Consider the following 12,614-nt stretch of genomic DNA (forward strand, 5'->3'; position numbering starts at 1 on the left):
TTCTTATCTGTTCTTCAGTAAATACGATTCGCTTTAACTTTCCCATGTTCGTATCGCCCCTCATCTTACCTTGATTAAAACACAAATGACCCACATGAAGGTCACTTTTTTCAAAGTGTCCTTCTTGTGGGTCACAGTTCAGTCAGGGGGTGGACTTTTTCTGCTGAAGAGGTGGTTAGGATGGAGTGGACGCGGCGTATTTCTCACGTGCCAACCGTGCCGCTTCAACCATATTGTGTAGCGCGGCGACGGTTTCATTCTGGCCTCTCGTCTTCAGCCCGCAGTCCGGATTAATCCAGAACAGCTTCGGATCCAGGACATGAAGGACGCGGTCGATCATACCGGCCATCTCCTCCACGTGTGGAACTCGCGGACTGTGAATATCATAGACCCCAAGGCCAATCCCCAGGTTATAAGTGTTCGTCTCGAAGCTATGGATCAATTCGCCATGACTGCGGGAGGTCTCAATCGAGATGACGTCCGCGTCCATATCCACGATGGAATCGATCATGTCGTGAAACTCGCAGTAGCACATATGAGTATGGATTTGTGTCGCTTCCTGTACGGGGGAGGTTGTCATGCGGAAGGCTCTAACCGCCCAGGAGAGATAGTGCTGATGCTCCTCCTCCTTCAAGGGAAGTCCTTCGCGAACCGCAGGCTCATCGACTTGAATCATCCCGATGCCCGCTTGTTCCAATGCCAGAACCTCCTGACGGAGTGCGTAGGCCAATTGGTAGGCGACCTGCTCTCGTGGGATATCCTCGCGGACGAACGACCAATTCAGAATCGTGATCGGGCCTGTCAGCATTCCTTTGACCGGACGATCGGTCTGCGACTGGGCATAGACGGTCTCCGAAACCGTCATATCGCCTCTAGAAGCAACGTCGCCGTATATGATCGGCGGTTTTACGCAGCGGGAGCCATAGGATTGCACCCATCCGTTTTGAGTGAACACGAAGCCATCCAGCTTCTCCCCGAAAAATTCGACCATGTCGGTCCGTTCGAATTCGCCGTGTACGAGAACATCCAGACCAAGCTCTTCCTGAAGCTTCATCCAAGTATCGATCTGTTCGTGAATGAATGCCGTATATTGGTCCTTCGTCCATTCGCCCTTACGCCATAACTGGCGCGCCTTGCGGACATCAGAGGTTTGGGGGAAGCTTCCGATGGTCGTTGTAGGGAACAAGGGCAGCTTCCATTTTGCCTGCTGTGCAATACGGCGCACCTCGAACGGCTTGCTTCGCTTAGGATCCTGTGCCGTCATCAAGGCTACCGCTTCCTGGACATCGATGCGATTGCGGGAAGGGGACTGCTTCAATCGGTCAAGCGCCTCGGCCGCTGTCATCAATTCCTCGGCAACCGCTGGTTTGCCTTCTGTAACCGCCCTTCTCAGAAGGACCAGTTCGTCAAGCTTTTCATCTGCGAAGGCAAGGGCCCCCTTGATCTCGTAGGGTATCTTCGTCTCACGCTCGGTGGATACCGGCACATGAAGGAAGCTGCAGGAGGATTGCAGGATCAAGCGCTCTGCCGGAACCGCTTGCTGCAATTCATCGAGCAGGGCCAGCTTATCATCAAGATTAGCACGCCAGATCCCCCTTCCGTTGATCACGCCTGCGCCAAGAATTTTGTCGCTAGGAAATCCATGCTCCCTAAGGGAAGAGAGGTTCCCGTCGAGACCGTGTACGAAATCGAGCCCGATGCCTTTTACGGGAAGAGTAATGAGATCCCTGTAGTTCTCAACCGATTCAAAATATGTCTGCAGCATGATGTTAAGGGACGGGACGGCTTCAGCCAGGTTCGCATAGATTCGTTTCAGCCGCTGTATATCCTCAGCTGTCAACCTGACAACGGCAATCGGTTCGTCCATTTGTACCCACTGAACGCCTTCAGCGGCAAGCTCCTGCAGCATTTGGACGTAGAGCGGAATCAGACGATCCAGCCACAAGTCCGTCTCATGGGCCGTATAACCTTTGGCGAGCTTCAGGAAGGTAAGAGGGCCTAGAACGACAGGCTTGCCTTCAAGGCCTAGCTTCGTCTTCGCTTCACGGTAGGCTTGCAGGGGGCGGTTCTCTGTCAGTACCGGATTGGCATCGTGCAGCTCCGGAACAATGTAATGGTAGTTGGTATTGAACCACTTGGTCATTTCGCTGGCCGTGGCATCCTTCGTGCCGCGCGCCATTCCGTAATAGACGGATAGCGGGACGGGACCGTCCTTATGCCGGAACCGGTCAGGTATAAGGCCGAACATGACGGCCGTATCCAGTACATGATCGTAGTAGCTGAAATCGTTAACCGGGATCAGGTCGATTCCTTTGTCCTGCAGTTTACGCAAATGACCGAGACGGATGTCCTGGAGCTTGAGATGCAGCTCCGTCTCCTCGATTTTCCCGGACCAGAATGCTTCCAGCGCTTTTTTCCACTCCCGGTCGAAACCAATTCTTGGGTAACCTAGAATACTGCATAGGGCCATAGTATGATTCTCCTCGTATCGTTCATAATCGTAACCAACCGCTTACTTCCGAAAATCAAAAAGGCGTCTCTCCCCTAAAAAGCATAGGGAAAGACGCCCTCATAATCGCGCATTATGACGGTCCATCTAACACCTCCCTATCTCCCGTAGGTACGGCAGTGCTGTCAGAATAGGCAGGTCTCCTGGCTCCAGAATCATCATCAAGCGTAGCCTTCCCAATCCGAAGATCAGTGGCGTCATTCACGCTGACTCCTCTGTTACAGTGGCGGGACCGCGTCGGTTTTTCACCGAACTTCCCTTTTAAGCTCTGATCCGGTTCTAATTGGACAGAGCACCTAATCCCAATATGGAATAATTCCAATATGGATAATCATACATTCAAACGTAAAAATATGCAATACTTCCAAAGTGCCGAAGCGGAACAACGGATCTTTTTGTCCAAGAAATGTTCACTTCCGTTAGGTCGGAGCGCGTGGGTGCGTTACATATATTGATGGGGAAAGGACGGAGAACCGACATGTCAAAAGGCAAGCTGATTCTATTCTGCGCCGCAGGCCTGATCCTAACGTGGATGGCCGGATGCGCCGGCCGCAACTCCGGCAGGGAGACCCGGCTGCCTCCGGCACCGGCGGAGACCGTGGCCCCAACCCTACAAGAGCGGACCGCCCCGATGGCGGCCTAAACGGTCCATCCGGCGTCATCAGCACGTGATTCCCACATATGCATTCCTTGAGTGCCCCTTGGCAGTATGCCAGGGGGCTTATTGCCGATTGCCTGTTCGCCCTCGCCAATCCGGTACGGCCGGCATAGGATAAGATGTCTCGCAGGATTGCCAAGGGAGAAGGCCTCCGCGGCGGTGCACGCTCCTGGCGGCGGATTCCTGCCCATCAAGCCGGAACAAGAAAGGGAGAGGTACATGCAGCGGTTTGTCCACAGCAAGTGGAAGAAAACGCAGACCCTCGGTGCGGACTCGAAAATCAAAGGTCATATTCCTCACACGGAGAGATTGACCCAAGATACGCTGGGAGCCATGCTGTCCCATTATGGAATGGTGTACGTCAAGCCGGACCGGGGAACGTTCGGCAATGGGGTCATGCGGGTGGAGTTGACGGAGGGGATCTACAAATATCAATCCGGCACCGTAATCCGGACCTTCTCGGACCTGAACGGGCTGTATCAGGATCTGGTGAAGGCGACCAAGGGACGAACCTACCTCGTCCAGAAGGGCATCCATCTTCTGAAGCATGGCGGCCGCCGGTTCGACATCCGGGTCATGGTTCAGAAAACGCCGAACGGCTCATGGGAAGCGACGGGGATGATCGGCCGGGTGGCCCATCCGCGCAAGATCGTCACCAACTTCCATAACGGAGGGACGCTGAAGCCCGTTTCCGTGCTGATGGGGTCTTATCTCGATCGCGCCAGACGGGACCGGTTCCGCGGCGGGCTGAAGCAGCTGGGAGTCCGGGTCGCCCGGAAGCTGGAGGCCCGTTATCCCGGAATCAAGGAGATCGGCCTGGACATTGCCGTTGACCATTCGTTCAAGCCTTGGATTCTGGAGGTCAACACCTGCCCGGACCCGTATATTTTCAAAGCGCTGAAGGATAAAAGCGTCTTCCGGAAAGTCATCCGTTACGCCCGGGCCTACGGCCGGATTCAAATGTCCAAAAAATAATCACGCTTCTCGAGCCCGCCTTGAGGTATAGTAGTCCTATACGAACTAGACCCGAAACGATACGCTGTTGGGTGGAATCGAGGGATAACAAAAGATGAAAGCTGCTTATGCCTTTAACCGCTTTATTGAGAAGTGGATGCCGTTCGTCACGCCATGCAGCCTGCTGCTTGGCGTCTTCCTTTCCGTATGGCTGAAGCCGGCGGCCTTCCTGGTTCCGTGGATCTTCGCCTTCATGACCTTCTCGGGGAGCCTCGGCTCCGGCTTCAAGGATCTGAAGAAAGTGCTGCTGCACCCGGCGCCGCTGTTGGTGTGTCTCTTCATTCTGCACGTGTGGATGCCTCTATTGTCCTTCGGTGCAGGCTCGCTGTTCTTCCACGGGGACGCCTATACGATTACCGGCCTGGCGCTGGCGTTCATCATCCCCACCGGGATCGTCAGCTTCATGTGGGTCTCCTTATATCAAGGCAACATCGCGCTGACCCTGTCGATCATCCTGCTGGATACGTTCCTCTCCCCCTTCGTAGTCCCGTATACGCTGCATTTGCTGGTGGGTGCAAACGTGAACATCGATACTTGGGGCATGATGAAGGGGCTTCTGTGGATGGTAGTGCTGCCTTCGCTGGCCGGTATGGCGCTGAACCATTGGACCCGCGGACAGGTCAAAAGCACCTGGGGCCCCAAGCTGGCCCCCTTCAGCAAGCTGGGGCTCATCTCCGTCGTCTCCATCAATGCATCTGTGGTGGCGCCGTACTTCACCACCTTCTCCTGGAAGTCCGTCGGGATCGCCCTGACGGTGCTGGGGGTGGCGGCTACCGGTTACTTCTGGGGCTGGCTGGCCTCCCGGAGGATGAAGGCGGAGCTCGGCGTCACCGTGGCCATGACATTCAACAGCGGCATGCGCAACATCAGCGCGGGCACGGTGCTGGCCGCGACCTATTTTGCCCCGGCGGTGGTGTTCCCCGTCATGGTCGGCACCTTGTTCCAGCAGATTCTGGCCTCCACCTATGCCTATATGCTGAACCGGAAGTACGGTCTCGGACCGGGGGCGGAGAAGAAGGAAGCCCCAGGTGTTCCGCTTTCGGAGGGGCGTCGGGCGGCGGGTTAAGCCGCTGGCTGACCCCGCTCAGCCGGATAGGACCGGAACGGATTGGACCGAACAGAGCACATAGCACGAGCAAGAAAGCCGGAATTCCGATGTAAGCGTCGGAAACCGGCTTTTTTGGCTTGAGAGGGCGGCCAGGAGGGAGAAATCCCGGTTGACAGCAGATGGAATAAATCGGATAATGTACGCGTGTACATTCATCAAAATGATCAGGCATCAAGGTGCAGGGAAGGAGGGCGCGAATGGTTTCCCGCAGAGAAGTAGCGGAGCGGGCCGGCGTGTCGGAGGCGACGGTGTCCCGTGTGTTGAACGGGGTGGGACCCATGAAGGAGGAGACCCGGAGGAAGGTGCTGGAGGCTGCGGCGGAGCTGGGCTACCAGCCGAGTGCGATAGCCCGGAGCTTCGCCCGGGGCAAGAGCGGCAACCTGGGGGTAGTGCTGCCCTCGGTGCCGAAGGTGCATCTGTTCTCCACCTATTATTTCTCCGAAATTCTGAGCGGCATTGGGGAAGCGGTGCAGCGGATGGGCTACGGCCTGCTGCTTCTCTTCCGTTCCCCCGAGGAGGAGATGGATTACATCTCCCATTACCGGACCCAGAAGGTGGACGCCCTCGTCATCCTAGGCGCCAGCGACCTGCCGCACGAGCGGGAGGCGCTTCGCAAGCTGGACCGGGAAGGGCTGCCCTTCTGCATCGTGAACCAGCACTACCCGGAGGAGCGGTTCTACGAGGTGGACGCGGATCACGAGGAAGGCAGCTACCAGGCGGTCCGGCATCTGCTCTCGCTGGGCGCGGAGCGGATCGGGTTCATCAACGGCGGCGCCCACTATTCCAACAGCCGGGACCGGCTGGAGGGATACCGGCGGGCGCTCCGGGAGGCGGGGCGAACCCCAGATCCGGCGCTTATGGCCGAGGGCAATTACAGCCGGCGCAGCGGCCTGTCCGCAGCGGAGCGGCTGCGGGACCGGCTCGGGCAGCTGGACGCCGTCTTCGCCGCCAATGACCGGATGGCCATCGGCTTCATGCAGGGTATCCGCAGCTTCGGCGTGGTGCCCGGCCGGGATATCCGGGTGGCCGGGTATGACGATTCGGATGGCGCCAGCCTGACGGATCCGCCTCTGACCACTGTTCATGTCCCCTTCTATGAGATGGGGAGACGGGCGGCCGAACGAGTGCTGGAGCTGGCGGAGAAGGGACCGCCGAACGATGAGGCGGGAGGGCATGAGCGCGAGGTTCTGGCGACCCGGTTGGTGGTTCGCCAGTCCAGCGGGACGTAAGGAAGCGGGATCGGGCCGCTTCGGCGGTTCCGGCCGGCAAGGAACGATATCGAGAAGGAAGGTGCCGAATGAAGAGCGTGAACGTAGGAATGATCGGATATAAGTTCATGGGAAAAGCGCACAGCCACGCTTATAAGGATCTGCCGATGTTCTTCCCGGCGGCGCCCAGGCCGGTCATGAAGGCCTTATGCGGCCGGGATGAAGCGGGGGTGTCCAAGGCGGCCGTCCAGTTCGGCTGGGAGAGCTATGAGACCGACTACCGGAAGCTGCTGGAGCGTGATGATATCGATCTGGTCGATATCAACGCCCCGAGCAACGCCCACAAGGACATTGTCCTTGCGGCCGCGAAGGCCGGCAAGCATATTTTCTGCGAGAAGCCGTTGGCGCTGACGCTGGCCGATTCCCGCGAGATGCTGGAGGCGGTGGAGCAGGCCGGAGTCACCCATATGGTGGGCTTCAATTACCGGTTCGCACCGGCTGTCCGGCTGGCAAAGAAGCTGGTGGAGGAAGGCCGGCTGGGCAGGATCCATCATTTCCGGGCCTGGTTCCTGCAGGACTGGATCGTGGATCCGGACTTCCCCTTGGTCTGGCGGCTGCAGAAGGAGATTGCCGGCTCCGGCTCCCACGGGGATCTAGGCGCCCATCTCATCGACTTGGCTCACTACCTTGTCGGCGATATGGAAGAGGTCATCGGCATGAGCGAGACCTTCGTACGGGAACGCCCCGCGGCCGATTCCATGACCGGCTTGAGCGCCAAGGGCAGCAAGGATGCGCCGAAGGCTCCCGTGACGGTGGATGACGCCACGCTGTTCCTGGCCCGGTTCAAGAACGGAGCACTGGGCAGCTTCGAGGCCACCCGGTTCGCCCCTGGGCACCGGTGTACCAATTCCTTCGAGATAAACGGAAGCCAGGGCAGCGTAAAGTTTGATTTTGAACGGATGAATGAGCTGATGGTGTACTTCACGGACGATGCGCCCGACGTGCAGGGCTTCCGGAGGGTGCTGGCGACGGACGCGGCCCATGCCTACATGGACGCCTGGTGGCCGGCGGGTCATACCATCGGCTATGAGCATACCTTCATTCACGAGGTGCTGGAGCTGATGACGGCTCTGGGGGAGAAGCGGCAGCCGGTTCCGGATTTCCGGGACGGGGTCAAGTGCCAGCAGGTGCTGGAGGCCGTGGACGTATCGATCGAACAGCGACAATGGATCCGGGTAGAAGACCGGTAGAAGGAGCGTGTGGAAAATGAAACAGGCATTGATCGTACAGGGCGGATGGGACGGCCATCAACCGAAGGAGGTATCGGAGATTCTGGCAGGCCTCCTGCGGGAGGAAGGGTTCGAGGTGGAAATTTCGGACACGCTGGATGCCTTCTTGGACGTCGATAAGCTGAAGGCTCTGGATCTCATCGTGCCGGTCTGGACCATGGGCAGCATCACGAAGGAGCAGCTGAACCCTCTGCTGGAGGCCGTCCGAAGCGGCGTCGGCATCGCGGGGTGCCACGGCGGACTGGGAGATTCCTTCCGCAACGAGACGGAGTTCCAGTATATGGTGGGCGGGCAGTGGGTGGCCCATCCGGGTAATGACGGCGTTCACTACAAGGTGTGCATCAAGGACAAGAATAATCCGCTGATGGCCGGACTGGATGACTTCGATGTGGTCTCCGAGCAGTATTATATGCACGTGGATCCGGCCAACCAGGTGCTGGCAGTCACGTACTTCGGTGAGACGGAGATGCCGGTGGTATGGACGAAGCAGTACGGCGAAGGCCGAGTGTTCTACTGCTCCTTGGGTCATCAGGCGAATATCGTGGCCATGCCGGAGGTGTTGACCATCATGCGCCGCGGCATGGTGTGGGCATCGGAACGGGCCGGTCGGCCGGAAGGGGGACGCTAGACTATGAGGAAGCTGCGCGCGGGCATCATCGGCTGCGGCAACATCAGCGACATCTACATGAAGAATCTGCAGACCTTCCCACATGTGGAGCTGGCGGGCTGCGCGGATCTGGACCGGAGCCGGGCGGAGGCCAAGGCGGAAAAGCACGGGCTGGCCCGGGCTTATGATGTGGAGGAGCTGCTGGCGGATCCTTCGGTGGACATTATCGTCAACCTGACCATTCCCCAGGCTCATGCGGAGGTCAACCGGAAGGCGCTCCTGGCCGGCAAGCATGTGTACGTGGAAAAACCATTCGCCGTCGAGACGGAGGACGGCCTGGCCGTGCTCCAGCTGGCCCGCGAGAAGGGGCTGCGTGTGGGCTGCGCGCCGGATACGTTCCTAGGCGCCGGCATCCAGACCTGCATCGGGCTGATCCAAGAAGGCGCCATCGGCATTCCGGTGGCGGCTACGGCCTTCATGCTCTGCGGCGGGCATGAGAGCTGGCATCCGGACCCGGCCTTCTATTATGCCAAAGGTGGCGGCCCCATGCTGGACATGGGCCCGTACTATCTGACCGCTCTGGTGTCCATGCTCGGTCCCATCCGTAGGATTAGCGGCTCTGCCGCCATTTCTCACCCGGAGCGGACCATCACCAGCCAGCCGAAGCACGGGGAGAAAATCCGGGTGGAGGTGCCCACCCATCTGGCTGGTACCATGGAGTTCGCTTCCGGCGCCATCGGAACGGTAGTTATGAGCTTCGATGTGCCGGGAGGCCACCATCTGCCGAGGATCGAGATCTACGGCAGCGAGGGGACGTTGTCGGTGCCGGACCCGAATACGTTCGGCGGTCCGGTGCTGCTGCGGCGTAAGGGCAGTGCGGGCTTCGAGGAAGTGGCGCTGACCCACCCTTATGCGGAGAACAGCCGCGGGCTGGGCGTTGCGGATCTCGCGCTGGGTGTTATCGAGGAGCGGGAGCACCGGGCCGGTGGCGAGCTGGCCTGCCACGTGCTGGAGGCCATGCATGCCTTCGGCCGGTCCTCCGATACGGGGACCCATATCGTGCTCGGCACCTCCTGTGCCTTGCCGGAGCCTATGCCCAAGGGTTGACGGAGCTTCCCCTATCCCTTACGATGTGGGAAAAAGAGGATCAGGGGAGTGGAAGCCGCGATGCTGTACGTGGTGACGGATTTTGACGGGACGCTGATGCGCGAGGATGTAGGGGATACCATCATGTACGCCTTGGGCGTGATGCAGGAGGAAGGGACCCGGAAGGCGGTCCGCTTGATGAACTCCGGGCAGAGCGGGTCCAAAGCCTGGATTGAGCTGGCCTACCCCTATCTTAAGGGCAAGAAGGCCGAGGTGGACCGGATTCTGGAAGAGGTCCGCCCCCGGGACGGAGCAGCGGAATTCCTGGCGTTCTGCAGACAGCATGGCATTCCAGTAACGATTCTTAGCGACGGTATGGCCTATTATATCGAGGAGTTGGTCAAGCGCCACGGGCTGGTAGTTCAGCAGGTCGTGGTCAATCCGATTCGTTATCTGGAGGACGGGGGCTATCATGTGGGCGCAGAAAACCGGAACCCCGCCTGCGACTGGTGCGGCTGCTGCAAGGCGGGCACGGTCCGGCAGCTGAAGGCGTCCGGCGGGCAAGTGATCTATGTCGGGGACGGAAGCAGCGATATTCTGGGCTCCGGCTTCGCCGACTGGATCTTCGCCCGTTCCACCCTGGCCCGCCATCTGGAGGAGCAAGGGGAAGCCTACTTCCCGTTCGAAACGTTCCACGACATCCTGAAAGTGGTGGCCCCCAGGGTGGAGCAATTCCAAGATGGCACGGCTCAGGGGAAGCGCACCCAGCCCAATACATTTTGCAGGTTTTGAATAAAAAGGCCGAAGGTCCGGAATCCAAACTCCGGTTCTTCGGCCTTTTTTGCGGGAATATCTCGTTCGCATAGGTCTTGCTCATAGGATTCGAATGTCTGGGGTCAGTGGTGCAAATGCTCCTTCAGTGTGTCCACTAAGGTTTGTTGCACGTTCTCGTCCAAATGCTTCCAGATGATTTCGAACAGTACGCCCAATCCGGGTAAAGCACGGTCATCGCCGCCGATGGAGCCTTCGATGACATCGAACAATTCGTCGTTGGTTTTATCCTCCACGCGCCGGACGATGGCTTGGCGTAAATTCAAATTCATGGCGCAATCCCCCGTTTCGAGACTTGATTTATCCCTCATAATATGCGCCAACGAACCGGGCTTCATGCTAGAAGGGCGGGAGGCGGGATTTGGAAGCGACCCCCGAAGGTGGTACAATGGAAGGGTATCCGTACAGTCTGTTATGAAGGATGGTTGATACAAGCCGCGGGAAGGGGAACGCTATGAAAAAACAGTTTGCCGTCATCGGCATGGGCCGGTTTGGGTCCAGCGTAGCGCAATCACTGCACAAGCTTGGCTTTGAGGTTCTGGCCGTCGACCAGAGCGATGCAAGAATCCAGGCCATTAACGATCAAGTCACTCATGCCGTTCAGGCGGACTCCACAGACGAGGAGGCCCTTCGGGCCATCGGAATCCGGAATTTCGATGTGGTGGTGGTGGCCATCGGCCAGGACATCCAAGCGAGCATCATGACCACCTTAATTTTGAAGGAAATGAATGTGGGCAAGGTAATCGTGAAGGCGCAGAACGACCTGCACGGCAAGGTTCTGAAGAAGATCGGCGCCGACAAGGTGGTCTTCCCGGAGCGGGACATGGGGAACCGGGTCGCCCATCACTTAATATCGCCTAATATTCTGGATTATATCGAGCTCTCGGACGATTATAGCATTGTGGAGATTCAGGCGACACGATCGATGGCGGGCCGCAGTCTCCGGGAGCTGGACATCCGGGCCCGGTATGGCTGTAACGTCATGGCGATCAAGCAGGGGGACCGGATGAATATCGCCCCGTATGCGGAAGACCGATTGGTCGAATCCGATATTCTTGTGGTCGTCGGCAAAAATGCCGATCTGGCTAACTTTGAGCGCGCTTATTCGGAAGGATGAACGGAAACGGAAACGGTCGGTGACATATGGAGATAACGTCGGTAAGCAACCCCCGCGTGAAAGCTTGGAGCCAGCTTCTGGCCAAGCGGGGACGGGAAGAGCAAGGGGCCTTCCTGCTGGAGGGCATCCACTTGACGCTGGAGGCATTCCGGTCGAATGTGGAGATTCTTACGGTCTTATATGATATGGAACGGGGGATTCCCCCCGAATTGATTGAATATGCTCAGCCGCCGCAAAGGAGCGAATGGATTGGCGTTACGTCCCAGGTGCTGGCGAAATGTACGGAAACCCAGAGCCCCCAAGGAGTGGTGGCTGTATGCCGCAAGCTCCGTTGGACTGCAGAGGATATTCTGAGCCGCCCGGATGCGCTGGTTGTGGCTGTTGACGGAGTCCAGGATCCGGGCAATCTCGGCACCATCATCCGAAGCGCGGATGCGGTCGGAGCGGACGGCGTCATCTTGGGCCGCGGAACGGTAGACCTGTACAACCCGAAGACGGTCCGTGCCACGATGGGGTCCTTGTTCCATGTTCCCGTTGCGGATGGGGAACTCCGGGAGCTGCTGCCCGCTGCAAGGGAACGGGGAATCCGCCTGGTCGGGACCCGCCTGGAAGCCAGCCGCAACTGCTATGAGCTGGACCTGACCGAGCCGGTCTGGCTGCTCATGGGCAACGAGGGCAGCGGCCTTGCGGCCGATATTGCAGCGTTTGTCGACACGGACGTGCTGATCCCGATGCGCGGCAAGGCGGAGTCCTTGAATGTGGCCATGGCGGCCAGCGTGCTTTTGTATGAGGCGATGCGGCAGAGGCATTACCGCCGGTAGGGGTGTTTTGCACGCATTATCGCGAAGGGCAGGTTTGGCGGAAGGTTCGCCTTACCTGCCTTTTCGTTTGGTTAAAGATCCCATTTGCTTTTTAGATCGGAACCTGATAAAGTTACTACTTGTCGCCGCTAAAACGGTGGACACGCCAACTGCAAGAGAGCTTAGCCGGATACTCGGTTGATCTGAAGTATCGAGTGGCTCGAAAAAAAGTGGTTGACGAAAGAAGTCGAAGCGTGCTATATTAGTCTTCCGGCCGCGAGAGCGACGGTGAGAGTAAGTAAGTAACTTCAAGTTAGCTCCTTGAAAACTGAACAACGAGTAGTAACAACAAACACAGCCAAGTGTAATGAATGAGCTATATCGAAC

The 12,614-nt window shown here is 58.2% G+C and carries 12 protein-coding genes and 1 riboswitch; of the genes, 10 read left to right on the forward strand and 2 right to left on the reverse strand.

Annotated features, from left to right (window positions below):
• Positions 1 to 175 precede the first annotated feature (175 nt).
• Positions 176 to 2,470 (reverse strand): 5-methyltetrahydropteroyltriglutamate--homocysteine S-methyltransferase, encoded by a 2,295-nt coding sequence (metE, locus tag ACSEXW_RS27475; protein WP_438449377.1) that lies wholly within the window; start codon positions 2,468 to 2,470, stop codon positions 176 to 178.
• 155 nt (positions 2,471 to 2,625) lie between these two features.
• Positions 2,626 to 2,824, reverse strand: a riboswitch (cobalamin riboswitch).
• A gap of 163 nt (positions 2,825 to 2,987) precedes the next feature.
• Here metE and ACSEXW_RS27480 point away from each other — a divergent pair.
• From ACSEXW_RS27480 to ACSEXW_RS27515, 8 genes are all read left to right on the forward strand, one after another.
• A complete protein-coding gene (locus ACSEXW_RS27480; RefSeq protein ID WP_438449378.1) occupies positions 2,988 to 3,152 on the forward strand; it encodes a hypothetical protein in 165 nt (54 codons plus the stop codon).
• Between the two features lie 234 nt (positions 3,153 to 3,386).
• Positions 3,387 to 4,142 (forward strand): YheC/YheD family protein, encoded by a 756-nt coding sequence (locus ACSEXW_RS27485; RefSeq protein WP_438449379.1) that lies wholly within the window; start codon positions 3,387 to 3,389, stop codon positions 4,140 to 4,142.
• Between the two features lie 94 nt (positions 4,143 to 4,236).
• Positions 4,237 to 5,247, forward strand: a complete 1,011-nt coding sequence (locus ACSEXW_RS27490) for a bile acid:sodium symporter family protein (RefSeq protein WP_438449380.1) — start codon at positions 4,237 to 4,239, stop codon at positions 5,245 to 5,247.
• A 239-nt stretch (positions 5,248 to 5,486) separates the two neighbouring features.
• The gene (locus tag ACSEXW_RS27495; protein ID WP_438449381.1) at positions 5,487 to 6,518 is read left to right on the forward strand and encodes a LacI family DNA-binding transcriptional regulator; all 1,032 of its coding nucleotides are present in this window, start codon (positions 5,487 to 5,489) and stop codon (positions 6,516 to 6,518) included.
• A 68-nt stretch (positions 6,519 to 6,586) separates the two neighbouring features.
• Positions 6,587 to 7,747 (forward strand): Gfo/Idh/MocA family protein, encoded by a 1,161-nt coding sequence (locus ACSEXW_RS27500; protein ID WP_438449382.1) that lies wholly within the window; start codon positions 6,587 to 6,589, stop codon positions 7,745 to 7,747.
• 16 nt (positions 7,748 to 7,763) lie between these two features.
• On the forward strand, positions 7,764 to 8,414 hold the full coding sequence (locus ACSEXW_RS27505) for a ThuA domain-containing protein (protein ID WP_438449383.1): 651 nt from the start codon (positions 7,764 to 7,766) through the stop codon (positions 8,412 to 8,414).
• 3 nt (positions 8,415 to 8,417) lie between these two features.
• The gene (locus ACSEXW_RS27510) at positions 8,418 to 9,500 is read left to right on the forward strand and encodes a Gfo/Idh/MocA family protein (protein ID WP_438449384.1); all 1,083 of its coding nucleotides are present in this window, start codon (positions 8,418 to 8,420) and stop codon (positions 9,498 to 9,500) included.
• 48 nt (positions 9,501 to 9,548) lie between these two features.
• Positions 9,549 to 10,271, forward strand: coding sequence for an MtnX-like HAD-IB family phosphatase (locus tag ACSEXW_RS27515; RefSeq protein WP_438449385.1), 723 nt, complete (start codon positions 9,549 to 9,551; stop codon positions 10,269 to 10,271).
• A gap of 104 nt (positions 10,272 to 10,375) precedes the next feature.
• Here ACSEXW_RS27515 and sspI read toward each other — a convergent pair whose 3' ends face one another.
• On the reverse strand, positions 10,376 to 10,582 hold the full coding sequence (gene sspI / locus ACSEXW_RS27520; RefSeq protein WP_438449386.1) for a small acid-soluble spore protein SspI: 207 nt from the start codon (positions 10,580 to 10,582) through the stop codon (positions 10,376 to 10,378).
• Positions 10,583 to 10,764: 182 nt separating this feature from the next.
• Between sspI and ACSEXW_RS27525 the strand changes: the two genes are divergently transcribed.
• Together ACSEXW_RS27525 and ACSEXW_RS27530 are read left to right on the forward strand one after the other, a co-directional pair.
• Entirely contained in the window at positions 10,765 to 11,427 is a 663-nt protein-coding gene (locus ACSEXW_RS27525; protein ID WP_438449387.1) for a potassium channel family protein, read from the forward strand.
• Positions 11,428 to 11,453: 26 nt separating this feature from the next.
• Entirely contained in the window at positions 11,454 to 12,248 is a 795-nt protein-coding gene (locus ACSEXW_RS27530; protein WP_438449388.1) for a TrmH family RNA methyltransferase, read from the forward strand.
• Positions 12,249 to 12,614 lie beyond the last annotated feature (366 nt).

The organism is Oryzibacillus soli (assembly GCF_051594765.1).
GTDB lineage: Bacteria > Bacillota > Bacilli > Paenibacillales > NBRC-103111 > Paenibacillus_AR.

Coding starts and splice junctions, on each gene's coding strand:
- ACSEXW_RS27505 (WP_438449383.1), top strand. CDS start 7,764: ATGAAACAGGCATTGATCGTACAGGGCGGATGGGACGGCCATCAACCG.
- ACSEXW_RS27500 (WP_438449382.1), top strand. CDS start 6,587: ATGAAGAGCGTGAACGTAGGAATGATCGGATATAAGTTCATGGGAAAA.
- ACSEXW_RS27525 (WP_438449387.1), top strand. CDS start 10,765: ATGAAAAAACAGTTTGCCGTCATCGGCATGGGCCGGTTTGGGTCCAGC.
- ACSEXW_RS27485 (WP_438449379.1), top strand. CDS start 3,387: ATGCAGCGGTTTGTCCACAGCAAGTGGAAGAAAACGCAGACCCTCGGT.
- ACSEXW_RS27510 (WP_438449384.1), top strand. CDS start 8,418: ATGAGGAAGCTGCGCGCGGGCATCATCGGCTGCGGCAACATCAGCGAC.
- sspI (WP_438449386.1), bottom strand. CDS start 10,582: ATGAATTTGAATTTACGCCAAGCCATCGTCCGGCGCGTGGAGGATAAA.
- ACSEXW_RS27530 (WP_438449388.1), top strand. CDS start 11,454: ATGGAGATAACGTCGGTAAGCAACCCCCGCGTGAAAGCTTGGAGCCAG.
- ACSEXW_RS27495 (WP_438449381.1), top strand. CDS start 5,487: ATGGTTTCCCGCAGAGAAGTAGCGGAGCGGGCCGGCGTGTCGGAGGCG.
- metE (WP_438449377.1), bottom strand. CDS start 2,470: ATGGCCCTATGCAGTATTCTAGGTTACCCAAGAATTGGTTTCGACCGG.
- ACSEXW_RS27480 (WP_438449378.1), top strand. CDS start 2,988: ATGTCAAAAGGCAAGCTGATTCTATTCTGCGCCGCAGGCCTGATCCTA.
- ACSEXW_RS27490 (WP_438449380.1), top strand. CDS start 4,237: ATGAAAGCTGCTTATGCCTTTAACCGCTTTATTGAGAAGTGGATGCCG.